Origin of the sequence: Bacteroides sp. 214 (genome assembly GCF_010501015.1) — a bacterium.
GTDB lineage: Bacteria > Bacteroidota > Bacteroidia > Bacteroidales > Bacteroidaceae > Bacteroides.
Genome location: NZ_QVML01000002.1, coordinates 81,258 through 104,154 on the forward strand (window position 1 = coordinate 81,258; position 22,897 = coordinate 104,154).

Annotated in this window: 21 protein-coding genes; 10 read left to right on the plus strand and 11 right to left on the minus strand. The window is 41.4% G+C overall.

All coding sequences use genetic code 11. From position 1 onward, the window contains the following. Nucleotides 1-15: 15 nt before the first annotated feature. The 7 genes from D0T50_RS01970 to D0T50_RS02000 all read right to left on the minus strand — a co-directional run bounded on the left by D0T50_RS01970 (nucleotide 16) and on the right by D0T50_RS02000 (nucleotide 9,918). A complete protein-coding gene (locus D0T50_RS01970; protein ID WP_163221445.1) occupies nucleotides 16-2,562 on the minus strand; it encodes a hypothetical protein in 2,547 nt (848 codons plus the stop codon). Nucleotides 2,563-2,589: 27 nt separating this feature from the next. Then, a complete protein-coding gene (locus D0T50_RS01975) occupies nucleotides 2,590-3,465 on the minus strand; it encodes a DMT family transporter (protein WP_163221447.1) in 876 nt (291 codons plus the stop codon). Beyond that, nucleotides 3,462-4,070, minus strand: a complete 609-nt coding sequence (locus D0T50_RS01980; protein WP_163221449.1) for an L-threonylcarbamoyladenylate synthase — start codon at nucleotides 4,068-4,070, stop codon at nucleotides 3,462-3,464. Before D0T50_RS01980 ends, D0T50_RS01975 begins: the two co-directional genes overlap by 4 nt. 77 nt (nucleotides 4,071-4,147) lie before the next feature. Next, nucleotides 4,148-6,640: an AsmA-like C-terminal region-containing protein gene (locus tag D0T50_RS01985; protein ID WP_163221451.1), complete on the minus strand. Its 2,493-nt coding sequence runs from the start codon at nucleotides 6,638-6,640 to the stop codon at nucleotides 4,148-4,150. A gap of 41 nt (nucleotides 6,641-6,681) precedes the next feature. Continuing rightward, nucleotides 6,682-8,682, minus strand: a complete 2,001-nt coding sequence (locus tag D0T50_RS01990) for an AAA family ATPase (protein WP_163221453.1) — start codon at nucleotides 8,680-8,682, stop codon at nucleotides 6,682-6,684. Between the two features lie 88 nt (nucleotides 8,683-8,770). Continuing rightward, nucleotides 8,771-9,139 carry a DMT family protein gene (locus D0T50_RS01995; protein WP_163221455.1) on the minus strand — a complete coding sequence of 123 codons (369 nt, stop codon included), beginning with the start codon at nucleotides 9,137-9,139 and terminating at the stop codon, nucleotides 8,771-8,773. A gap of 8 nt (nucleotides 9,140-9,147) precedes the next feature. Next, nucleotides 9,148-9,918, minus strand: coding sequence for a Cof-type HAD-IIB family hydrolase (locus tag D0T50_RS02000; RefSeq protein ID WP_163221457.1), 771 nt, complete (start codon nucleotides 9,916-9,918; stop codon nucleotides 9,148-9,150). Between the two features lie 87 nt (nucleotides 9,919-10,005). Between D0T50_RS02000 and D0T50_RS02005 the strand changes: the two genes are divergently transcribed. Then, nucleotides 10,006-11,175, plus strand: coding sequence for a MalY/PatB family protein (locus D0T50_RS02005; protein ID WP_163221459.1), 1,170 nt, complete (start codon nucleotides 10,006-10,008; stop codon nucleotides 11,173-11,175). Here D0T50_RS02005 and D0T50_RS02010 read toward each other — a convergent pair. Further along, complete coding sequence (locus tag D0T50_RS02010) at nucleotides 11,165-12,079, minus strand: dimethylarginine dimethylaminohydrolase family protein (RefSeq protein ID WP_163221461.1); 915 nt, start codon at nucleotides 12,077-12,079, stop codon at nucleotides 11,165-11,167. The two genes, D0T50_RS02005 and D0T50_RS02010, sit on opposite strands and share 11 nt — an antisense overlap. Before the next feature lie 109 nt (nucleotides 12,080-12,188). Between D0T50_RS02010 and D0T50_RS02015 the strand changes: the two genes are divergently transcribed. The 5 genes from D0T50_RS02015 (at nucleotide 12,189) to D0T50_RS02035 (ending at nucleotide 15,590) form a co-directional block, all read left to right on the plus strand. After that, entirely contained in the window at nucleotides 12,189-12,383 is a 195-nt protein-coding gene (locus D0T50_RS02015) for a hypothetical protein (protein ID WP_163221463.1), read from the plus strand. Nucleotides 12,384-12,640: 257 nt separating this feature from the next. Further along, nucleotides 12,641-13,585 (plus strand): SPFH domain-containing protein, encoded by a 945-nt coding sequence (locus tag D0T50_RS02020; RefSeq protein WP_163221465.1) that lies wholly within the window; start codon nucleotides 12,641-12,643, stop codon nucleotides 13,583-13,585. A 10-nt stretch (nucleotides 13,586-13,595) separates the two neighbouring features. Then, the gene (locus D0T50_RS02025; protein ID WP_163221467.1) at nucleotides 13,596-14,912 is read left to right on the plus strand and encodes an alpha/beta fold hydrolase; all 1,317 of its coding nucleotides are present in this window, start codon (nucleotides 13,596-13,598) and stop codon (nucleotides 14,910-14,912) included. Nucleotides 14,913-14,919: 7 nt separating this feature from the next. Next, nucleotides 14,920-15,126 carry an Arc family DNA-binding protein gene (locus tag D0T50_RS02030; protein ID WP_163221469.1) on the plus strand — a complete coding sequence of 69 codons (207 nt, stop codon included), beginning with the start codon at nucleotides 14,920-14,922 and terminating at the stop codon, nucleotides 15,124-15,126. Then, nucleotides 15,123-15,590, plus strand: a complete 468-nt coding sequence (locus D0T50_RS02035) for a hypothetical protein (RefSeq protein ID WP_163221471.1) — start codon at nucleotides 15,123-15,125, stop codon at nucleotides 15,588-15,590. Before D0T50_RS02030 ends, D0T50_RS02035 begins: the two co-directional genes overlap by 4 nt. A gap of 15 nt (nucleotides 15,591-15,605) precedes the next feature. Here D0T50_RS02035 and D0T50_RS02040 read toward each other — a convergent pair whose 3' ends face one another. Continuing rightward, nucleotides 15,606-16,679 carry a winged helix DNA-binding domain-containing protein gene (locus D0T50_RS02040; RefSeq protein WP_163221473.1) on the minus strand — a complete coding sequence of 358 codons (1,074 nt, stop codon included), beginning with the start codon at nucleotides 16,677-16,679 and terminating at the stop codon, nucleotides 15,606-15,608. A gap of 132 nt (nucleotides 16,680-16,811) precedes the next feature. Here D0T50_RS02040 and D0T50_RS02045 point away from each other — a divergent pair, with 132 nt between their 5' ends. From D0T50_RS02045 to D0T50_RS13900, 4 genes are all read left to right on the plus strand, one after another. Beyond that, nucleotides 16,812-17,177: a BlaI/MecI/CopY family transcriptional regulator gene (locus D0T50_RS02045; RefSeq protein ID WP_163221475.1), complete on the plus strand. Its 366-nt coding sequence runs from the start codon at nucleotides 16,812-16,814 to the stop codon at nucleotides 17,175-17,177. 6 nt (nucleotides 17,178-17,183) lie between these two features. Further along, entirely contained in the window at nucleotides 17,184-18,785 is a 1,602-nt protein-coding gene (locus D0T50_RS02050) for a M56 family metallopeptidase (protein ID WP_163221477.1), read from the plus strand. A 112-nt stretch (nucleotides 18,786-18,897) separates the two neighbouring features. Further along, nucleotides 18,898-20,136, plus strand: coding sequence for a hypothetical protein (locus tag D0T50_RS02055; protein ID WP_163221486.1), 1,239 nt, complete (start codon nucleotides 18,898-18,900; stop codon nucleotides 20,134-20,136). Nucleotides 20,137-20,181: 45 nt separating this feature from the next. Continuing rightward, a complete protein-coding gene (locus D0T50_RS13900) occupies nucleotides 20,182-21,258 on the plus strand; it encodes a redoxin domain-containing protein (protein ID WP_163221488.1) in 1,077 nt (358 codons plus the stop codon). Nucleotides 21,259-21,299: 41 nt separating this feature from the next. On the opposite strand, the gene miaA is transcribed toward D0T50_RS13900, so the two are convergent. Continuing rightward, nucleotides 21,300-22,217, minus strand: coding sequence for a tRNA (adenosine(37)-N6)-dimethylallyltransferase MiaA (miaA, locus tag D0T50_RS02065; RefSeq protein ID WP_163221490.1), 918 nt, complete (start codon nucleotides 22,215-22,217; stop codon nucleotides 21,300-21,302). Beyond that, complete coding sequence (locus D0T50_RS02070) at nucleotides 22,218-22,766, minus strand: plasmid pRiA4b ORF-3 family protein (RefSeq protein ID WP_163221492.1); 549 nt, start codon at nucleotides 22,764-22,766, stop codon at nucleotides 22,218-22,220. Nucleotides 22,767-22,897: the final 131 nt, after the last annotated feature.

The following is a 22,897-nucleotide window of genomic DNA, read 5'->3' on the forward strand; positions in this document are numbered from 1 at the left end:
GTACGCTCTTTTAACTTATTTCCACTCTACGGTCATATCTTTTATTACACTTGCACCTCCCCATACTGTTCCGGTATGCTGGAAACCAAATCCACCGAAGGTGTTAGGGGTGAATTCTGTTTCCATATACACTTCTTTTACAAGTCCTTCGCGTTCGGGAGTGATGTTCTCCGGAAGTTGTTTGGCTGTTGCGATAAGTTTATTTCCGCGTGCCTCCAGTGTGATGCGGCAGTCGGGTTTATAACAAGTCGTACTGACGGGTTCGCTAATAGCTTGTGCTTTGCCATTTTCATAACGTACAAACACCATGTCAATTGCATTGCCGTACTTGGTGGTGCGTACTAATCTTAATGCGTAGCCATTTAGTGTTTCGGTGTCAAACTTGATGAATACATCCATGTATTGCGCTGTTGCACTGGAAAATCCCTGTCCTGCCGTCTTAGCTGGTACTGCGGTAAATTCCATTTTCATATTGCCAAAACTATTGCCAACAGGAGTGTAGCGTAGTCTTGCTCCTTTTGTATTTTGTACAAAGCCAAGGGCATGCGCTGCTCCATTTACACCATATCCATAGTACCAAGGATCTATCTCGGTGTTAGCTTCCCACGGGAATTCGTTCGTGTCTTCGGGAGCGAAGGCGTCGAGAGTAAAATATCCGGGACGAACGAAAGGTTGTGTTCGTGAAGAGATGCTCTTGAAATCAAGCTTCATGGGATTGACAATCCGTGTCTCTTTGGTTTGTATGGCTCTTCGGGTTATCAATCTGGTAACTTCTCCTACTTCCGAACGTAAGTCTTTGGGTTCGATAGTTGCCAGAATGTAAGAACCTACATCGCCCGGTGTAAGTATATACTCGCGCTTAGGTTCATTCATGCGCGAAACGGCCACTTCAATGGCGTTGTTGCCCAATTTGTCTGAACAGCGATACCATGTAATAAGTGATTGATCGGGATACTTGGTGTCGAGGGCATAGTTTATGCTTAGTTTACTATCACCTTCGATGAGCTTTGGCTGACGTTTAAATACTGGCGCAGCCAGCACTTCGGGCAATATATAAAAGGCTGCCGCAGCTTCCAGTCCTGATGTTGAAGTTGCGAAAACTAAGATTTTCTGTAACGAGTCGCTTTGGTTGGTAGGAAATAGCGTGCAAGTTCTTTTATCGGTCGAAGATAAACGGGCGTAAGATTGGTGCTCTTGTGCAATGCTCCAGGTGATATCCTCGCTAACAGGTACTTCGATGTTGCCAAAACGTTTCATGACTGTATGCAAGGCAAGTGAAGACTTTCCGGTTTCTAATGTATCTTGACTGGTAGATATACGTAGTTGCATAGGTATGTCGGTGTAGCGTTTTCCCTCCTGTAACTCTGCTACAAGAGTTGCTTCTTTAAGGTTCATAGGATCCCAATCGTCGTTTCCTTGTAATAGACCGTAAAGATTGTACTGCAATTTTCCGTTTTGCTTGAAGTAATAGGCATCCATCAGCGGTTTTCCGGTCATGACTACGGTGTTCAGCGGATTGTGTCCTTTACCAATGATAAAGGGTTTATCGTTGAGGGTGACGTTGTGTTGGTAGTTGCGACATTCGTCTGCAGGGAAGTCACGCCAACCCCAGTAGGTTGTTCCGTTGTCGCTCAAACGAGAATCAAGTACTGCTACCTGGTCTCCTCCTTTGGTAAAGAATTGTTCGTTACTATTGCTTACGCAACGTATGTCGCAGTTCATAAATATAGCTCCTGTATAGATGGTACTTCCAAAGGGTTTGGAGGAATAAAAATCGAATGTGCAGTCGAGGTGTATTGCTGTCTTGCACAAAGCGTCATCCGTTTGTTCAAAATGGCAATTAACAAATAATACGCGCTTGCCACTTCCGTAAAAAGGCATGGTGTTGAGACGGCTGATGAAATGGCAGTTCTTGGCAAATACCCGGTCGCTATTACATAGTATCAGTTGTGCTTGTACGATAGCTTCGCCACGTTTTTTGCGATTAAACTCGGGTTTGAGTGGATATTCCAAGTCTATATTACAATAGTTGGCAAAGGTTATATTCTCGGTAGTAATGTCATCGCCTGTTATCTTGAAGAGTGTGAAGTTTCCTTTAGCCCCCATGGTTTGTCCGCGGTTCGCAGCAATAATTACGTGTTCGGGGTTACTAGATAGTCCGTGAAACTTCAGGTGGTTACACTTCAGGATGATGCCGTAAGGAAGACCCTCACCTTCTTGTGCTACACGGATAGCCGGATCGTCGGGGTCGTCAATCCAATATACATAGGGTGCTATGTGCAGCGTCATAGGAGCTTCTTTGGTGCCATCGGAAATTTGCGCCACAGCATCGTTTATACTATTAAATACATAGGGTAAGTTTGCCACAATGTGGTCGGGTAGCTGTCCGTCGATAAAGAAAGAGTGTGCTCCCAAATCAATACGCTCTCCTTGATAAATAATGTGGTCAAGATTAAACTCAATAGGATTTTCGGCGTTCAGTGGGGTATACACGAACGGAGTACTTGCCGATAGGCTAAGTGCAAGACACAAAAGTGTGCAGAAAAGTGTTCTTCGTTTCATGATGTTTGTGTTATTTTGAATACAGTTTTATTTCTTGTGCAATATAATAAGGAGTACGGCTCCCAACACCAACACAATTCCTAATATGGCATGTGCGCTGAGTGTTTCCTGAAAAACGATTACCCCGACAATCAGTGCTGTAACTGGTTCCATAGCACCCAACACCGAAGTCAGCGTAGAACCAATCCGCTTGATGGCTTGTACCAATGAGAGGTTGGATACTACTGTGGGTATCAATGCCAAAAGTAGTAAACTTTGTGTGGATTCCCAACTTTCAATAGGATGTAATCCGCCTCGGAATTGAAGAATGATAAAAAGAAAACCTCCGCCAATAAGAAAAACATAGAACGTAAGCCGTAGTCCGCTAAGGTGTTTAATATTAAGTATACTGACTGTAACCAGATACAGAGCATATCCTACCGCTGAAATAAGAACAATGATAATACCTATTATTGAAGTGGTACCTGTACCATCATACGAAAGAAAGAAGACTCCTGTAACGGCAAGCAGTACAGCGATAATGCGTCTTGCTGATTTCTTTTCCTTAAAGAATAACATCATCATTAGCGTAGTGAAGACCGGGTACATAAAGTGCAATGTAGTGGCTACACCGCTACCCATGTATAGATATCCCCACATGAGAAACAGAGAACTGATGTCGTAAAATATAGCCAGTACCACCAATGACCAAAAATCTTTTAATGTGATTCGGAATGATTGTTTGGTTATCATCAATACAACTGCTAAAGCAACGCAGGCAAATAGAAACCTGTAAAACAAAACAGAGTCAAACCCCATGCCTTGCTTCAATAGTGGAACAGCAAAAAACGGTATTAATCCGAAGCTTGCCGAAGAAAGTACTCCATAGCAGAACCCCTTAAAGGTTTCGGATTGTGTTTTCATTCGTCCAGCCACCCCTTTCCTTGTCGTGTAACTACGGGTGAATCGCCAAGACAGTCCACAATTGTTGATTCTTCACTGTCGCCTTCGCCTCCATCAATAATGAGATCTACAATCTCGCTAAACTTATCATTTATAAGTTCGGGATGTGTAACATACCCTTCGTCTTCATCTTCATCATGGTGTAGGGTAGAGGTCATGATGGGAGCTTCCAGCAATTCAATGAGTTGGAGGAGGATATTGTTGTCGGGAATACGTATGCCTACTTCCCTGCGGTTTTTGTAGATTTTTGGTAAGTTATTTCCGGTATTCAGAATAAAGGTGAAGGGACCGGGCAAGTTCTTTTTTAATAACTTAAAGGTGTTGTTGTTCATCTTTGCATACTCGCTTACCATGCTTAGATCTTTACAGATGATGGATAAATTGTTCTTGCGTGGGTCTATACCTTTAAGGCGGCAAATACGTTCTACAGCCCGTTCTTTTAATCCATGACACCCCATGGCGTAACGAGTATCAGTGGGGTAGATGATTACGCCACCGTCATTGAGAATGTCGATCACCTGCTGAAGATCGCGGGGGTTAGTGTTTCGTTCGTAGAGTTTTAACATAGTATAGAGTATTGAGAATTAAACATGATAGGCACGACGGCTTTGTTTTCTTGCCGGTCGTGCCTATGCTCTGTTTCCTATTTCTTTATTTTATCAAGCAGTCCTTTTATGGCATCCTTTGTTTTGCTGCCTTTATCGGTATCTGTTGCTGTAGAGTCTGTTGCAGTGGAATCATTCTTGTTGCTACCCAGAACTTTGTCGAGTAGGGATTCGGCAACATTTGTTACAGCTTGTTTACCCATACTTGCCAAGTCTACACCTACCTTAGGAGATGACATCTCTCCGGTGATCTTCAGGTCGAATGTAGTGAGCGAAGCAACCTTTCCTGCAGAGGCGGGAAGTTGTATCTTACCACTATAGTCTACGGTTTGATCCAGTCCGGTACTACCCGAAAGGTTCATTACGTAGTCTTTGAACTTGATGTCGAATGGGTCGGTATATAATCTTCCTTCTTTAATTTCGAAGTCCAGATTCATGTCTTTTACAGAAATGTTCTTGAGCTCTTCCTTGCCTACCGCGTCTGCAATTTTGTCAATTACGTCCACACCGCTTAAATTGAGGTCTTTAGTGGAGAGGTTACCATTTCCTTGCATAGTATTCAGTACGGGGCTCATCTGCTTATCCAGTAATGTTTGTACTGTCATGCTACCCGAATAGGTTCCTTTTAGTCCCTCAAAGATAGGCGCCATTTGTTTTACCATATCCAGTTCTTTGTAGGTCTGTGCAAAACTTAGATCAGTCATTTTGAATGAAGCATCTACTTCGGGTTTCTCAATGTCGGCAGTAGAGTAATGTCCGTTCATTACGATGTTGCCACCCATGGTGTTCATAGAGAGACCTTTCATGTTAGCAATACCATTATTAACCTTCAAGTCTCCTTTTATATTGTCAATATTCATTGCACCAAACACTACCTTCTTCATATTGACCGTCATGTCAAAGTCAACGTTTTTAGGAATCTCGATGAGGTTCATCGGTACAGTGTCTGTAGTGGTTGTGGTTTCTTCGCCACTCATAAAGTCGTTGAGGTTGAATAAGTTGGAGCTGATATTAAGTTTCCCCTTTATTACGTTGTCTTTCAACGCGAATCCCATGTAGTTCTCAAAGTAACAGTCGGCAGTGATGTCGTTCTGACCAATATTTACTGTGGTTTCGCTTAATTGAAGACGTTTCGGTGTGAAGGTAAAGATTGATTGATGTATGTCTACATCTGGAATGTCTTTCATCTTTAACTTCATGTCGGTTAGCTTGATATTTCCTGAGGCAGTAAGGCGGTCATATTGTTCATTTTCTATATATGACATACGCCCTGCCATAGCAAAGTCCGCGTTTACAATACCATTTAATTCCATCTCTTCAAGTGGATACACATCTTTAATCTTTCCAAGATCAAGCACACCGTTTGTATTTACATTGAAAGCAGCATCACTGATAGGTGTTTTTACCTCTGCCGTCATGCTAAATGGATTGTTTGCCAATCGGAACTTGAATGGATTAACCTCTACTATGGTTAAGTCAGCACTACCTCCCGGATTGCTTGCTTTGGCACTGATATTGATTTGATCTACTCCCGCAGGTAATGTAGGATATTGGAACATGGCATTCTTTACCTCGATAGATGCATTGAATTGTGGTACTGTATCGCCCTGTAAAATACCTTTAGCGTGTGCTGATAAAGTAGCTGTTCCTTCAGTCTTCAGATCCTTGAACTCTTTGGAGTAGATGGCAGGAACCAACGATAAGATTTCTTTGAATCCTACTTCACTGGTGTTCAGTGTAAGATCCATATCCATTGCCGGGTCTATCATAGCTATCCATCCGTCTATACCTGCTTTGATGGCATTAAGGCGTAGCTCATTTTTAGCTAGGGTAAATTTCATATTCTTCAGGTCGGCATCTACGTTCATCTTAGCATAGAAGTTCACTCCGTTAAGGAATGGTACACCACCCATTTTATAATAAAGAGCAGGTGTTTCTGCTTCAAGCTTTAAGACTGTTTGGTCGCTACCAAGATCACCCGAGCAGGTTGCACCTAGTTTTTTAATTTCGGCATACATGTTTCCTTGACGGTCATCGTAGATAATGTTCACATTGTCTAGAATCAGCTTATTAAGCTTAACAGAGAAAGAAGCCGAATCTTCGGTAGTCTCTTTTGTCGTTTCTTCGCTATCACTGGGTTTCATGATGTCCCAGTTAGCCTTTCCGTCTGCCAATACGATAGCTTTAGCGTAAGTATTTACAATGGCTATTTTACTAACTTCGTAGCCGCTGTTACCAAGGAGTGACATCAAATTAACGGTAGCTGTAAGCTCGCCAGCGTGTACCAGTGTGTCGTTTTCAAACTCGTTAATACCTTTCAGCCAGAAATCCTCAATCGTAATAGATGCTTTGGGGAAATTTTTGAAAAGGCTGATGCTTAGTTTGTCAAAGTCGAATTGTGCATTAAGCATTTTGTTACCTTCACTTTTAACAAGCCCTTCAATCTTTCCTCTGAAAGCGAAAGGTAACACAATCATCAATACCAGTATTACTGCTACTATGATTCCTGCAATCTTTAGTCCTTTTTTCATAATTCTTATTTGGGTTTATTTAATATATTGAACATGTTGTTTTACGCTTTTTTCTTTCGTAATTCTTCTGCAATGCGCCACTGTATAGCAGCACGGTCTTCTTGTCCTGCTCGTAACAAGGCATCTCCAAAGAGTTCGTGTGCCTTGGCATGCTCAGTTTTGAAGGTGGTTGCCTTGTCAAGGTCTGCAATGGCTCCTTCCACATCGTCTATTTTAAGACGTAGCTTGCCTCGGTTGTATACAGGCTTGAAATCGGCCGGACGCAATTTTACCGCTGTGCTGAGGCAGTATTCAGCTTCGTTGTACTCTCCTTTATTATAGAGGGTAATGCCTTTGCGAATCCAAGCATCTGCCATTTCGGGATATAGCTCGATTGCTTTGTCGTAATTGGCAATGGCTGCTCGTGCGTCGTGAGCTTGTGTAATAGAATCGTTTCCCAGTTGGTAATATTCCTGTGCAAAACGTTCGAGGCTCTTTCGCTGTATGGCAAGCTGCTCTTTCAAACTATTATTTTCAACACGCAAATGGTTGATAATGTTCAACTTCCGACGGATAAATCGTTGAATAGCCGGTTTTTCAATATCATAACGCGCATGTATGGCAACAAAGAAGTGCTTCAAGAAGGTCTCGAATTCGCCTTTATCGAATGCTTGTGTAGCTTTGCGGTACTCAATATCTGCTTGCGCTTGCTTCATTGCTTTATCAATAGCTTGCTGATTATTAAAACGCTGTGCAAAGTGTACTATCTCCGGGCGAACAAATACATCGCTACGGCTTATTTGTTTTTTAAGTTGAATACCTTCTAATGTAGTGCAACGACTGAGTGCTACATATGCTTGTCCGCCAGCAAATACTCCTCCTGTAAAGTCTACAATAACATGGTGGAAGGTAAGTCCTTGGCTTTTGTGGATTGTTATCGCCCAAGCCAGACGTATGGGGTACTGTATATACACACCCAATTCTTCTTCCTCTATTTCCTTTTTCTTCTCATTATAGCGGTAGCGAATGTTGCGCCATGAGTCTTTGTTTACATCAAACTCCTGCCCCTCGTCGGTTATCACATAGATAGTACCTCCCTCGCTGATACCACTTACCACCCCGATAGTACCGTTTACCCACCTGCGCTCGTAATCGTTTTTTATAAAAATAATCTGAGCACCGGGTTTCAGTACAAGCTCTTTGGGAGTAGGTAGGCTGCTTTCAGGAAAGTCTCCATTGATTTCTCCCTCAAAGGTAATTGGCTCTCCGGGTAGTTCGGCAAGCTTTTTATCATTGATAAAATCCACATTATCGCGACGTGTGGCGAGGGTGATATACATATCTTCTTCGCTCTGTTCTATCTTGGAACCATAGCGTGTGTTGAGTAGTTGCAAGTCGGCTGCTTCTACAGTACTGTTGCGTATGCGATCCAGTACATTGACGAAAACTCGATCTGTTTGCCGATATACTTTAGTAAGCTCAATGGAAACCAACTCCATTTCATTGAATACCCGTGCCGAAAAGAAATATGGAGTGGGGTAGAAACGGTTGATGATCTCTCGTTCATCATTCTTGATAACAGGCTCCAATTGAAAAATATCGCCTACGAGCAACAGTTGCTTCCCTCCAAACGGTTGACGCATGTTATGTGAATAGACCCGCAAAATTTTGTCAATGGCATCTATTGTATCTGCTCGTACCATAGAAATCTCATCGATGATAACGAGTTCTGTCTTTTCGAGTAGTTTGCGGTGTTGTTTGTTGTACTTGAAAAATTCGTGTATGCGGTTCTTTTGTAGACTCAGGTTGGGGTCGTCGGGTAGTAATGGATGAAACGGAAGCTTAAAAAAGCTGTGCATTGTGCTACCACCTGCGTTGATGGCGGCAATACCTGTAGGCGCCAGTACTACGAACTTTTTCTTGGTATGCTCGCATAAATATTTCAAGAAAGTAGACTTTCCCGTCCCTGCTTTCCCCGTGAGGAAGAGTGACTGGCTGGTGTACTGTATGAGGTTCAGTGCATTCTGAAACTCTTTGTTATTAGTGTCTACTGTAAACTTCACGCGCGTGTTTTGCTTATTCCCTACAAACGTAGTAAAAAAAATGATACGGTAAACGACTTCCGTTTACTTAAGTATATAGCGGAGGTGTCTACTTCAGAAAGACGAAGTACACAGCCAATATAAGGCAGACAAAAGCCGCAAGATGGTTCCACTGCAACGTTTCTCCCTTAAAGGCTATGGTAGAAAACAGCGTGAACACAATCAGTGTGATTACTTCTTGAATAACTTTTAGCTGCATGAGTGTAAATGGGCCACCATTTCCACTGAAGCCTATGCGATTGGCTGGTACCTGAAAGGAATATTCAAACAAGGCTATAAACCATGAAAACAAGATTATTCCATAAAGTGGCCAACTGCTCGAAATCTTCATTTCGTGCAATTTCAAGTGTCCATACCATGCAAAAGTCATGAAGACATTGGACATAATGAGCAGCAAAATGGTATAAAAAGCCTTCATGTAGTGTGTTAGAGGACTTCGAAGTGTTGTAGTGCTTTCATGATTCCGTCATTGTCTACACTAGGAGCTACGTAGTCGGCGATGCGTTTTACATCTTCTCCGGCATTTCCCATAGCTACGCCAATAGCGGCATGCTTAAGCATAGGAATATCGTTTCCGCCATCCCCGAAAGCCATAGTGTCTTTTAAATCAATTTCAAAGTGGCGCAATATTTCGTCCATGCCACGGTCTTTTCCGTTGTCTTTGGCTACAATGTCAGTAAACGAAGGATGCCAACGACCTGATGTACAGTGTGGTAATAAAGGCATAAACTCGCTTTCTTGTGAAGGCGTGATGAATGGAGATACTTGAAATACCTCTTTGCCAAGTATCTCATCGGGACTTATTGTTGCGATGGGTGAAATGTTGAGTGTTTCGCAAAATTCGTCGGTAACCCAGCTTTGGTTACATAGAGCAATTCTTTTCTCTTGCACAAACACGCACGAGAGTTGTTGTTTTTTTACTCTGTTTACCAATACCTCTATATCTTCGTTGGGGATGCTGTTCTTGTAAATAACTTCATTGCCGGCATAACAATATGCACCGTTCATGGTGATAAACCCATCGAAAGTTAGTTTACCTAAATTATTTATGATTGTTTTAGAGCGTCCTGTGGAGATAAAAACCTTTATGTCTTTTTCTCTTAACGCATTGATTGCCTCAATAGTAGATGTGGGAATAGTATGAGTCTTGAAGCTAACTAACGTCCCGTCTATATCAAAAAATATAGCTTTTATCATTTGTTTTCTTTTGATTTTGCCCAGCAAAGGTACACAATTCTTTTTTTAATGCTACTTTTGCTAATGCAATTTATATTAAAAATGGCTATGAGGTACAATTTCGACGAAGTGATAGACCGTAGCGGTACAGATGCTGAAAAGGTAGAGGGTGTAAAAATATTCTGGAATCGCACAGACTTGCTGCCTATGTGGGTGGCGGATATGGATTTTCGTACAGCTCCTTTTATTGTTGAAGCTCTTCGTGAGCGACTTGATCATGAAATATTAGGCTATACTTTTCGGTCGGACGCGTGGTACGACTCCATTATTGAGTGGCTAAAACAACGTTTCGAATGGAATGTTACGCGCGAAATGCTGAACTTCTCACCGGGAGTAGTACCTGGTTTTACTATGGCTATTCAGCAATTTACGCAACCCGGCGATAAAATAATGGTGCAAACGCCGGTTTATCATCCGTTTTTCTTATCGGCCGAGCGAAATCATCGCGAGGTAGTGTACAATCCACTGAAACTAGTAGATGGTCGTTACGAAATGGATATGCCTCTTTTTGAAGCACAGATAAAAGATTGTAAGATGCTTATTCTATGCAATCCGCAAAATCCTAGTGGCAGGGTGTGGACTAAGGATGAGTTGCAAGCGATAGCTAAGATATGCTATGAGAGTAATGTTCTTGTGGTATCCGATGAAATACATGCCGACCTTACTTTCCCGCAATATCGCCATTATCCGTTTGCTACCGTCTCTGAGGAAGCGCGTATAAACTCCATAACGCTGATGTCGCCAAGCAAAGCATTCAATATGCCGGGGCTCTCAACTTCATATGCTGTTATTCCTAATGAAGAACTTTGCAAGCGTTATGCCGAGCAGGTTGCTATCAATAGTGTAGGCGAAGGTCATCTGTTTGCCTTTCTTTCTGTGGCAGCCGCGTATAGTCAGGGCACAGATTGGTTGCATCAAGTGCTGGCTTATGTACAAGAAAATATAGACTATATGGATAGCTTTCTTAAAGTGCACGTACCAAAGATTAAAGTTATTCGTCCGCAAGCTTCCTATTTGGTCTTTTTGGATTGCAGGGAGCTTGGATTATCACAAGAAAATCTGCTTCGCTTTTTTGAAGACGGTGCACACTTGGCTTTGAACAATGGTGCAATGTTCGGAGCGAATGGCGAAGGCTTTATGCGAATAAATGTAGGTTGTCCGCGTGTTACGTTAGAACAAGCTATGAAGCAACTACGAGATGCTTTTCTTACTCTCTGATTAGCGGCAGGGTAGAGCAACGCAATAAACCACCCATTTTGGAGATCTCGTAATAGGGAACTCGTTCTACGGTCATTCCCCAAACTTCCTCCATGTGTGTGTTTAAGCGGACGAAGTTCTTTTCGGATACCACAACCTCGGGTGAAATAGAAAAAACGTTGCTATTCATAAGATACATCTCCTCGCGGGTAAGCTCGAAAATATTCTCTTTGCCAAAAATATCTAAGAGAAGCTTATAGTCTTTCTTGTTTGCAAAACCATCTTTGTAGATAATTGCCTTGTTGCTGTTTACGGGCATGAAAGTACAATCCAGATGTAATATGCCCGCTCGTGGATCGGTGTCGTTCTTTTTTAACTCCAAAGGAATAAATGTCTTTTCGGGGAAAAGTTCCTTTAAGAAATTGAGCGCATAGAGATTTGTTCGAGCGGATTTGAGATTGGAGTAATCCTCGCCCAAATAGATACCTAAAAAAACAATATCATTGTATAATACCACATCCCCACCTTCTACATGTGCCTTTTCGGGTAAGTTGTATATCTTGTTGTAGGCTATTTGGTCGTACACTATTTGATAGGCTTCTTTCTCGTCGTCACGATCGGGTATGATGTTGGAGTTGATAATCTTATCGTCAATCACGAATGCTACATCCCGTGCAAATACCTGGTTGCAATTCTCTATCGTCCAAGGTCGGAATACCTGTACGCCATGCTTCAGCAGTACTTTTTCGAAGATGGACATCTCTTTGCAGATTTCTTCTTCCTTGGGGTATGTATTCAATGATACGGTTTCGTAGGACTTGGCATCGTATGTTTCGGTTAAGGTAGGTACTTTGCCTATACTTCCGGGCTGTCCTAGTACAACAGCCTTTAGCTTTGCGGTTTCGTTTTTTATATGTAGTTCCATAAAGTTATTGATAGTATTTCGTATGCAAAGTTACATAAAAATACGATTTGTATTCAAAATAATACGAAAAAGTTTTCCCTATTCTTGCATTGCTTAAATCAACTTGAATATGAAAAATCTGCTTATGGCTCTTGCACTGTTTGCTTATGGCAAACTGGTCATCTGCCATAGGCAAACGCTTTGTCTGCTTATGGCTGATGGGATGTGTGCTTATGGCAAATTTTCTCAGTGTTTTTTGATCTGTTTCTCAGTGATTTATTTCAAAAAAGCAGTGAGAAATGAAGTAGAAAACAGTGAGAAATAAATTTTGCTAACGGGTAAGTAGCATTTATTGTCTCTAAATATGCTTTTATGAAATTGGCCTTCACCTTCACATATTGCTGTAATGCGCTAATGGTGAGTTTGTTATGTGTGAAGACCCCTGTCTTTAGGTCTTCACAAGGTCTTCACGTGTATTTTTGCTCCCATAATAAATGTTAATTATAGAATGTTTCGCTTGTTGTTTTGATATTTATTAATATGTTTGTGATATCAAAATAATATCAAATAAATAGTATGATTATGGAAACGAAAGAATTGAATTTCAAAGGATTTAAGATGAACGGGTTTCTTATGTTGTTTCTTCAATTGCTGGTAATGCCAGTAATACTGATTTTACTAACAATAATACTTCCTGTTGCTGCTGTGTTTGCGTTGGATATAATAGCTGTTGTTTTTGGGATGATAATGTTTGCCGGCTATTTTTCGCAAGAACCTAACGAGGCGCGTGTGATGGTTTTCTTTGGGAAATACAAAGGAACATGCAAGGATACAGGCTTCTTCTGGGTAAATCCGTTTATGAACAAGAAGAAACTTTCAATGCGTGCCCGTAATCTTGATGTGAACCCTATTAAAGTGAATGATAAAATTGGTAACCCCGTATTAATAGGTTTGGTGTTGGTATGGCGACTGAAAGATACCTATAAAGCTATGTTCGAAATAGATTCGCAAACAATGGCGGCAGGTAATAATCCTCAAACAGGCGGACAGTCGGTGGCAGGACGAATGACGGCTTTCGAGAATTTTGTGATGGTACAGAGTGACGCTGCGCTTCGTCAGGTAGCAGGGCAATATGCTTATGATGATAACGAAGCTTTAAGCAATGAACTTACGCTGCGCTCGGGTGGAGAAGAGGTGAACGACCAACTGGAGCGTCAGTTGAACGAACGCTTAGATATGGCAGGTATGGAAGTTGTTGAAGCGCGTATTAATTATTTGGCGTATGCTCCCGAAATTGCAGCAGTGATGTTGCGCCGTCAACAAGCGTCGGCAATTATCATGGCTCGCGAGAAGATTGTAGAAGGGGCTGTCTCAATGGTGAAAATGGCATTGACCAAACTTGCTGAAGAAGAAATAGTAGAGTTGGACGATGAGAAAAAAGCTGCAATGGTAAGTAATCTGCTTGTGGTGCTTTGTGCCGATGAAGCTGCGCAACCTGTGGTAAATACCGGAACATTACACCACTAAGAATCTATTTATGAATAAAAGAATAACAATATGTCTGTTTGCTGTACTCTCTTTAGTGGGAGTACATGCGCAGGATAATGTTTTGGCTGAAGAAATCTTTGAGTTTGTGAAAACTGCGCAAGGAGATAGTGTATATGCTCGTATGAACGCTGAGATACAGAAACAAATTTCTGCACAAGACTTTAGCGGAATATTTAGACAGATGGAGAGGCAATGTGGTAAATATCAATCGCATAGCGATTGGCAAGCTGATTCCATAGGCAAGAACCTTATTTACTATACTGATGTAAAGTTTGCGAATTATGAACTGCGTCTTCTTACCTCATTTGATAATAAAGGAAAGGCAACAACCCTTAATTTTATCCCTAAACCCGCAGACATAGAGGTGTCTCCGGTAGAATTTGATGATAGTAAAATGACGGAAGAGGATTTTGTGGTAACGTCAGGGGAGTTCAAATTGCCCGGTACACTGACCTTACCCAAGCAAGTAGAGAACCCTCCTGTGGTTATTCTTGTGCATGGGTCTGGCCCGAATGATCGAGATGAGACAATTGTTGTGAATAAACCCTTTCGCGATTTGGCATGGGGATTATCCACTCAAGGCATAGCCGTGGTTCGTTACGATAAGCGTACTTTAGTGTATAAAGCAAAGAGTGCTCCCGACGGTAAGATAAACTACGACAACGAAACCGTAGATGACGCACTCGCGGCTGTACAGAACATCCGTGCCGACAAGCGATTTGAGAAGAGCGAAGTCTATATCATCGGACATAGTCTGGGTGCTATGCTTGCTCCCCGCATTGCCGAGAGAGATACGACTCTATCGGGCATTGTGATGATTGCAGCTCCCGCACGTCCTTTTGAAGATATGCTACCTGAGCAAATGGAATACCTGGCATCCTTTAGTGGAGTTACCGAAAAAACGAAGCAAGAAATAGAGCAAGTAAAGAGACAGGCAGCCAACGTAAAGAAGCTGGGAACAGACGAATACGATGCTTCAATACCTTTTCCGTTAAACATACCTCAAAGCTATTGGGAGCTTTCTAATACTTATAATCAAGTGGATGTAGCGAAGAAGCTAACGCTACCCGTATTAATTCTTCAGGGCGAGCGAGATTATCAAGTAACTATGCAAGATTTTGGCTTGTGGAGAATGGGCTTGTTGCGCCACCGTAACGTGCTGTTCAAATCCTATCCAAAGTTGAACCATTTGATGATGGAAGGAAGCGGCAAGTCTGTTCCTATTGAATATACTAAGAAGAATACTATTCCTGCTTATGTATTGAACGATATTGCAGGATGGGTGATGAGTAAGAAAATAGAATAATAGAGAGATGGCAAAAAAAGAATCTTCGACCAAAAGCTTTGTATTACGTGTAGATGCGGAAGTAATGGAAGCCATAGAAAAATGGGCAGCCGATGAGTTTCGTAGTACTAACGGACAGCTTCAATGGATTATTTCCGAAGCGTTGCGAAAGAATGGTAGGATGAAGAGCAGTAAGACAAAACAAGTAAAAGAACAATCAAACGACAAATTATGATAAATTTAGGACGATTTACGGGTAGTGAGTTGAAAAATTACAGATTGCAACCCATGCTACTCGATTGGGTATTGATGGGTATTGCTTTTTTGCTGCTTATCGTTTTCTGGGGTGTTGCGTTACTTCATCTTCAAGAGTTTAATACGAGCGATAATATCTCTATGGGCATAGGGGTAACTGTTGTTACCATACTACTGTTGGGTAGCTCGTTTATTTCCGCACGATGGTTTAATTTCCCCGTGCGCATTACAGAGCAGAACATCCGCATACAATACCTGCTTGCTACTCGCTTGATGCGAATTGTTGCTATCTTTATAAACATGACATTTCTTAGCTTACTGCTAAAAAATCTGGAAATACTAAAAGGAGCGGCAGCAACTGTTGTTACAGATGTTGTAATGGTGTTGCTGTTTGTGCCGCTTCTTATTTATTTTGTATTGGCATTTATGAGGAGGGGAGGATAGTGTATTTTGTCAATGTCAATGTTTGTATTGCGTACTATAAAACTTCTCATATTCCTTAATTGCCTGCTTGAACCAAGGTTGCACCTTTTTGGGTGTTGTTTCGAAGAAAGATAGCTCCGCAGTAATCGTTTTCTTCTGTTTTGCTCGTTTCCAAGAACCAATAATTTCACCATTCAAGTGAATGGTAGGACTGAATATTCCATTTATAGTAAGCACCTTGCGATAGTATTTTTCGGATATTATTTCCGCGCGTTCTTTATAGCTTACTACATACTCATCGAAAGCGGGGAGGAGTAGAGCGCTACGCTCTTCACTTGGTGGTGATTGTAAGTCGCTACGCATCCAGTAGATGTTCCCGTTCATCTCTTCGGATATAAAAAGATGTTTTACAGCTTCCAGACCTTTTTTGGCTTCAGTCATAGAAAGCCCCGACCACCATGCGTAGTCGGCAAGTGTAGCCGGACCATGGCTCTTGAAGAATCGTTTCGCGAGTTCTGCCAATGCTTCTTCTGTACTGAACTGTACATTTTTGTCGGCTCGATGATGTAGTAAGGCATAAGTTTGTTTGTTTCCACGCACTTCACCACTGCAAATAATACCATCCAATTCGGCAAGCGAAGCAATATACGCTACCTTATGTGGGTCGTTAATAGGAATCCCTTCGGCTATTAAATGCTCTCCAATCTCCTGCCGGGTGAGGTGCCCGTGTTTTTCCAATATCTTTGGCAGGCGCTCACAACCCTGTAAAATCTCTTTTATATCGTAATTTAATGTACGCGCATACCCATGAAAGGCTTGCTTAATGCGTGGCGAAGTAAGTTCCAACATCCAATGTATGTCGTTAGCATCTACAAAGTGCCATGTAGGGCGAAGTATGTGTGTGCGTATAATTTCACCACGATTTATAGCGGCTTCAACCATTTCGTTTGTATTTCCCGGAAGCCTTACACCTACACCCCACTTTGCCATCTCGTAGTTTTGAGATTGCATGGCTCCCATCCACGATACGATTTCGCGGGGAGTAGCAAAATTATTACCAGCCAGCAGTTGATTGTGCAACCGTATACGCAGTAGTTCGGGTGTTTTCATAGTATATGTATTGATGTGTTGAGTACGATACAAAGATATATACAAAAGTAATAAAGATGGCTAGATACCCCCTTTTGTTTTATTAACTAAATAAATTAGTTTTGTAACTAAAAGTATTAGTTTATTTGTGCTATGAAATATTTAACAGCTAAAGAAGAGGAACTTATGGGTTACTTTTGGAAAGAAGGGGCTCTGTTCGTAAAGGAGATTCTGGCTTTCTATGAAGAGCCAAAACCACACTTTAATACACTCTCTACTATTGTAAGAGGTTTGGAAGAAAAAGGATTTCTGGCACACCATACCTATGGAAATACCTATCAGTACTATGCGGTAGTCAGCGAAAATGATTTTCGCAACATTACTTTGAAGAGCGTGGTAAGCAAATATTTTAATAACTCGTACCTCAGTGCGGTGTCATCACTGGTGAAGGAAGAGGAAATTTCGCTCGACGAACTCAGGAAACTGATTGACGAGGTGGAGGGTGCGCACAAAAAATAAGGAGTTATGGGAATATTCTTTGTTTACATACTAAAAGCTTCGGTATGTTTGGCGCTCTTTTATCTTTTTTATCGGGTGTTGCTAAGTAAAGAAACTTTTCATAAGTTCAACCGTGTGGCGGTATTAGGTATCTTAATGCTCGCTATGCTTGTTCCCTTTTGTGAAATAACCATCAAAACTCCCACCGAAATAACGGAAGCCATGATGTCATTGGAGCATTACCTTTTGTTGGCTGCATTGCTCGACAATGCCGGAACTGGCGAAGTTGCCACGCCCACTATAACATGGGTTCAAGTATTACTGTTGGTTTATCTCTCTGGGGTACTCTTTTTTTGGGTACGATACATTTATTTGCATATTCGTTTAACTGTGTTGCTTCGCAAAATGAAACGACAACAATTAGCCGATGGCGCTTGGTTACTTACCCATAGTGATGAAAAACTGGCTCCATTTAGTTGGATGAAATACATTGTGATAGCAGACAGGGATGTGGAAGAAAATGGAAGAGAAATTATTGCGCACGAACTGGCGCATATTGCATATCGACACTCGTGGGACTTATTGTTGGCTGATATCTGTATTGTTTTTCAATGGTTCAATCCGGCAGCGTGGTTACTTAAGCAAGAATTACAGAGTATTCACGAATATCAGGCAGACGAGAGTGTTATTAATCAAGGCATCGATGCAAAAAAATATCAATTATTATTAATCAAAAAAGCTGTTGGCACAAGGCTCTACTCTATGGCCAACAGCTTTAATCAAAGTAAACTTAAAAAGCGTATTACAATGATGTTAAAAGAAAAATCAAATCCGTGGGCACGCCTGAAGTACCTGTACGTACTTCCGTTGGCAGCAATAGCTATGTCAGCATTTGCCCGTCCCGAGATTTCAAAAGAATTAAATGAAATCTCAGCGACCAAAGTTAATAATTTGGTAACAATTGCCGAAACAATTGTGCAAGAAAAAGAACCTGTAAAGGCAGGCACGTACACTGTTTGCATTGATTCGTCTCAACTCTTTTTACAGATGGATGATGCAAGAGTAGTGGGAGATACAGTAGTTGTGTCCAATTCGGACATAAAGATTGTGGGTAGAAAGGGAAAGGCTTCAATTCCTCCAAGCAAGCAACCATTACTTATAGTAGATGGAAAAGAAGCAAGTTTTAGTTTACTTTCGGCTATTAATGAAACTTCTATAGAGTCGATGGATGTATATAAAGGTGAAGCTGCAATAGCGAAATATGGCGAGAGCGCTAAGAATGGCGTGGTGGTTATAACCCTGAAGAGTTCTGAAGAAATAAAAAAATCAAAAGTAACCGTGACAACTGGAAAGGGTATGGTACTTAATGGTAAAGTGAAACTAAACGGAACCCTTGTTGACCTTGCTGCCGATGGCAATAAACCTATTTATGTCATAGACGGACAAGAGGCAACGTCCGAAACAATGCAGGCTGTTAATTTGAATAGTATAAAAAGCATGCAAATATTGAAGGATGCTTCGGCTACCGAGAAATATGGCGAGAAAGCTAAGAATGGGGTTATCATAATAAAATTGCATGAAGAAGCAACTAACTCCGATGATATTGATGTAAATGTTTCAGTTGAATAAGAAACAATCTCTGTTTTTAAGCTTAGACAGATAAAAAGAGGGCGACCAATCGGAAAACAGAAGAAAATAACTACATTTGCTCTTACAAATAATTAAGCAACCCCTACTGCTTATGAAAAAGAAGCATTTATCTCTTCTGCTTACACTGGCGTTAGCATGCTCTATCGATTTTGCTTTCGGGTGTAGTTCCGCAGTCATTTCCGGGAAGATAACTCCGGATGGTCGCCCTTTACTTTGGAAACATCGCGACACAGATTTTCCTCAAAACAGCGTAAAACACTTTAGTGGAAAGAAGTACAACTTCATAGGTATCGTGAATAGCGTTGCCGACAATCCCAACGAGGTGTGGATAGGAACCAATTCCAAAGGGTTCTCTATTATGAATACGCAATCTTACAACTTGGTTGAGATAAAGCCCGGCGAGGAGCGGGGTGAAGCCAATGGTCGTGTGATGTGCTTGGCACTCGAAGTGTGTGCTACGGTAGCAGATTTCCGGATCTTCCTTGACACCATTGCTAAACCTAGCCTTATTGAAGCCAACTTTGGAGTGATTGATGCACAAGGTGGTGCTTCTATGTTCGAAGTAGATTATTATAATTACATCGAGTATGATGCCAATAATCCAAAAGATGCTCCTTTTGGTTACATTGCCCGCACCAATTTTTCCTTTGCAGGAAAGATAAATGATGGTGGAGGTTATGTGCGCTACATGGAAGTAGAAAGCAAGCTTATGCCCGCTGCTACTACCAGAGAGCTAACTCCCGCATGGATATTTAATGAACTGTCGCGTTCGTTTCGTCATCAACTACTAGGTGTTGATTTACGTAATGGCGACTTTAATCGTCCCAAAACCAATGGTTGGTTTATAGACAATGACTTTATCCCTCGCAAAAGTACGGCAAGTTCGGTCGTTATTCAAGGAGTTAAAAAGGGGGAAAATCCTGACCTTACCATTATGTGGACTATACTAGGATACCCACCCGTTAGTGTTGCATTGCCTGTATGGATGAAGGGTGCAGAGAAACAACTTCCCACATTGCTTGTTCGGAACGGGGAAACTAAGGTGGCACCGCTTTGCGATAAGGTAGTAACTTTAGCGGGGCGTGTGTTCTCTTATGCGCAAGGAATGGGGAGCAATCGATACTTCAACTGGGAACTTCTTCACAACCCTGCCGGGACGGGCATGATGCAGAAGCTAGCTCCAGTAGAAGAGAAGGTTTTTAGCTTTACAGTGCCTCAAATAGAAGAATGGTATAAAGCGGGAAAGCTGGATTTAATGCAAGTTTCACAACTTTATCAAGATTTAGATGTTTATATAGCCGAGAGCTACAATGAACTGTTTGGCCTGTAGCAAAGTAACAATGAATTTTATTCCTAATTAATAATAGTATATCGTATGAAAATTAAATTTTTAGCATTGTGCGCAACAGCTTTTGTGTTTGCCTCATGTACTCAACCCACCGCCTCTTACACGGTGAAGGGTGTGTTGCCGGATTCTACTTTCGATGGAAAAACAATGTACATGCTTCGTTATGACGATCAAAAGCAAATCGACAGTACAGTAGTAGTAGGCAATAGTTTTGCTTTTGAAGGAAAAATAGACACTGCAGCTTATTGCCGCGTTTCTGCCGGTAGACAGTATTATGCCAACCTTGTTCTTGAAAATGGAATCTTTGAGGTTGATTTTGAAGCGCATAATGCTTCTTCTACTATGCCAATGAATATGGCTATGAACGAGCTTAGAGCTAAAGAAGATGCTCTGGTGCAAGATTTAAGAGCTAAAATGAAAGAGTTTGAAACGGCTACTGAAAACCAAGAAGAAGTTCAAAAACTTTCTTCCGACTATTACGAAAATGAATTTATGCCGTTAATAGAAGAGCTATATACCACAACTTTCTTAGCAAATACCAATAATCCAGTTGGTGTTGTTACTTTACAAACTATCATGGATAGATTCGATGGAAAGAGTGACGAGTATTTTGCTAAAGCCGGACCTATGGTTACTTCTTCTAATGCTATTCAAAAATTGATTAAACGTAAAGAAGCTTTGGCAAACACTGCCGAAGGTAAAATGTTTACTGACTTCACTATCGAACAAGAGCCGGGCAATACAGTTAAACTGTCCGACTATGTAGGAAAAGGTAAATATGTATTAGTTGATTTTTGGGCAAGCTGGTGTGGTCCTTGTATCCGCGAGATTCCTTTTATAAAGGAAGCCTACAATACATATGCAAAGAAAGGCTTGGATGTAATAAGCCTTGCTGTGTGGGATAAGGTAGAAGATACAAAGAAAGCAATTAAACAGCACGATTTGCCATGGACTCAAATTATTAACGGAGGATCAATTCCTACCGATTTGTATGGAGTTAATGGTATTCCTCACATCATTCTTTTTGGTCCTGATGGAACTATCATAGCCCGCGACTTACGCGGCGAAGGTATTAAAGCCAAGATTGCTGAATATATAAAATAATCGCGCAAACTGGTCACATTCATAAGCTCCGCACTCAAATATTATAACTGTTTGGGTGTGGAGTTTATAGTATATATGTAGTTGATTATTTCCTCTTCTGCCTCCGGATGGAACCATTTAATTTCCTCGTCTCTCTTAAACCACGTCATCTGTTTGCGCGAATATATGCGCGAATTTTGCTTTATCTTCTCTATAGCAAATGACAACTCCCATTCTCCTTCGAGGTACTTGAAGAGTTCTTTATAGCCCACTGTGTTTAGTGAATTGAGATGACGATAAGAAAATACACTACGCGCTTCTTCTAATAATCCCTCTTTCATCATGATATCTACACGTTGGTTAATGCGATGATATAATTCTTCTCGGTCGCGGGTTAAACCTATTTTAATGATATTAAAAGGGCGTTGTTTTTTCTGCTTAGTACGGAAGGATGTATATGTTTTCCCTGTCATATAGCAAATCTCCAATGCGTGTATCACACGTTTATGATTCTTCAGGTCTACCGTATTATAGTATTCGGGGTCGAGTAGTTTGAGTTCGGCACAAAGTTGTTCCAACCCCTCTTCCTTGAAGCGCTGGAGAAGTACTTCGCGTGTTTCAGCATCTACGGTGGGAATGTCATCTATTCCGTTACAGATAGCATCTACGTACATCATAGATCCACCTGTGAGAACAACTATATCCTTCTGCTCAAAGAGTTCTTCCAGCAATTTTATAGCATCAGCTTCGTATTGAGCGGCACTGTAGTAGTCGGTTAGTCCTAACGTGCCAATAAAGTAATGGGGCAATGCTGCTAATTGTTCTTGAGTGGGGGCGGCTGTTCCTATTTTGAGATCGGCATAGAGCTGCCGCGAATCAGCGGAAACAATAACGGTGTCGAAAGACTGTGCCAAGCGTATGCTCAGGTCAGTCTTCCCGACACCGGTAGGTCCTATAAGTACGAGTAGGTTTTTCGTCATCTAAAACGATTCGCCTGTTCCTTTACCATCATTTTCTATATCGAAACCGTCCATATCGAAGTCATCCAAGTCGAAGTCTTGGTCGCCATAGAAGTTTTCGTCCAAATCAAGATTACCGCTTAATGCGCTTTGCTCTTCGAAGTCTACTAATTGCTTGGGTGGCTCTCCGTGACTTTTGGTGCAAGTTGCTTTCTTTATCTCTTTGCCGGTAATAATCTCTGTTAACTCTAAGAAGAAACAACGTTCTGTGAGATAGTCGAATACATAAAGCAGCTTTTGCTTTTCGTCTTCGATAAGTTCGCTGAGTGGTGTTTCGCGCATGACCCAACTATCCAGCTCCGGGTTGTCATCCATTTCCTCTAAGGTAACTTCTTGTTCTTTTTCCCAGTCTTCATCGCACAAGAAAAAAGAAGTCATTTGGTCATCTGTATAGTTCGCCGACTTCAGGATAGCTTCGTGCAAATCGAAGAAAGTTGCTTCCGGGTCGATCTGTATTTCTCGGAGAAAGTCGTCTACTTCATCCGATATGATTGTGAATTTGTATATCATAGTCTGTTGTATTAAATAACGCTGTAAAAGTAGTAAAAAAGAGAAAGATAGCAAATAGTCTCTTATTAATACCATGAAAAGAAACAAGAAAGCGGCTATTTCATAATGAAGATGACCACATCTCAGAAACA

Coding starts and splice junctions, on each gene's coding strand:
- D0T50_RS02015 (WP_163221463.1), top strand. CDS start 12,189: ATGAAAAATCTGCTTATGGCTCTTGCACTGTTTGCTTATGGCAAACTG.
- D0T50_RS01995 (WP_163221455.1), bottom strand. CDS start 9,139: ATGAAGGCTTTTTATACCATTTTGCTGCTCATTATGTCCAATGTCTTC.
- D0T50_RS02025 (WP_163221467.1), top strand. CDS start 13,596: ATGAATAAAAGAATAACAATATGTCTGTTTGCTGTACTCTCTTTAGTG.
- D0T50_RS02000 (WP_163221457.1), bottom strand. CDS start 9,918: ATGATAAAAGCTATATTTTTTGATATAGACGGGACGTTAGTTAGCTTC.
- D0T50_RS02045 (WP_163221475.1), top strand. CDS start 16,812: ATGAAATATTTAACAGCTAAAGAAGAGGAACTTATGGGTTACTTTTGG.
- D0T50_RS02070 (WP_163221492.1), bottom strand. CDS start 22,766: ATGATATACAAATTCACAATCATATCGGATGAAGTAGACGACTTTCTC.
- D0T50_RS02055 (WP_163221486.1), top strand. CDS start 18,898: ATGAAAAAGAAGCATTTATCTCTTCTGCTTACACTGGCGTTAGCATGC.
- D0T50_RS02005 (WP_163221459.1), top strand. CDS start 10,006: ATGAGGTACAATTTCGACGAAGTGATAGACCGTAGCGGTACAGATGCT.
- D0T50_RS01980 (WP_163221449.1), bottom strand. CDS start 4,070: ATGTTAAAACTCTACGAACGAAACACTAACCCCCGCGATCTTCAGCAG.
- D0T50_RS02040 (WP_163221473.1), bottom strand. CDS start 16,679: ATGAAAACACCCGAACTACTGCGTATACGGTTGCACAATCAACTGCTG.
- D0T50_RS13900 (WP_163221488.1), top strand. CDS start 20,182: ATGAAAATTAAATTTTTAGCATTGTGCGCAACAGCTTTTGTGTTTGCC.
- D0T50_RS02010 (WP_163221461.1), bottom strand. CDS start 12,079: ATGGAACTACATATAAAAAACGAAACCGCAAAGCTAAAGGCTGTTGTA.
- D0T50_RS01985 (WP_163221451.1), bottom strand. CDS start 6,640: ATGAAAAAAGGACTAAAGATTGCAGGAATCATAGTAGCAGTAATACTG.
- miaA (WP_163221490.1), bottom strand. CDS start 22,217: ATGACGAAAAACCTACTCGTACTTATAGGACCTACCGGTGTCGGGAAG.
- D0T50_RS02020 (WP_163221465.1), top strand. CDS start 12,641: ATGGAAACGAAAGAATTGAATTTCAAAGGATTTAAGATGAACGGGTTT.
- D0T50_RS02030 (WP_163221469.1), top strand. CDS start 14,920: ATGGCAAAAAAAGAATCTTCGACCAAAAGCTTTGTATTACGTGTAGAT.
- D0T50_RS01970 (WP_163221445.1), bottom strand. CDS start 2,562: ATGAAACGAAGAACACTTTTCTGCACACTTTTGTGTCTTGCACTTAGC.
- D0T50_RS02035 (WP_163221471.1), top strand. CDS start 15,123: ATGATAAATTTAGGACGATTTACGGGTAGTGAGTTGAAAAATTACAGA.
- D0T50_RS01975 (WP_163221447.1), bottom strand. CDS start 3,465: ATGAAAACACAATCCGAAACCTTTAAGGGGTTCTGCTATGGAGTACTT.
- D0T50_RS02050 (WP_163221477.1), top strand. CDS start 17,184: ATGGGAATATTCTTTGTTTACATACTAAAAGCTTCGGTATGTTTGGCG.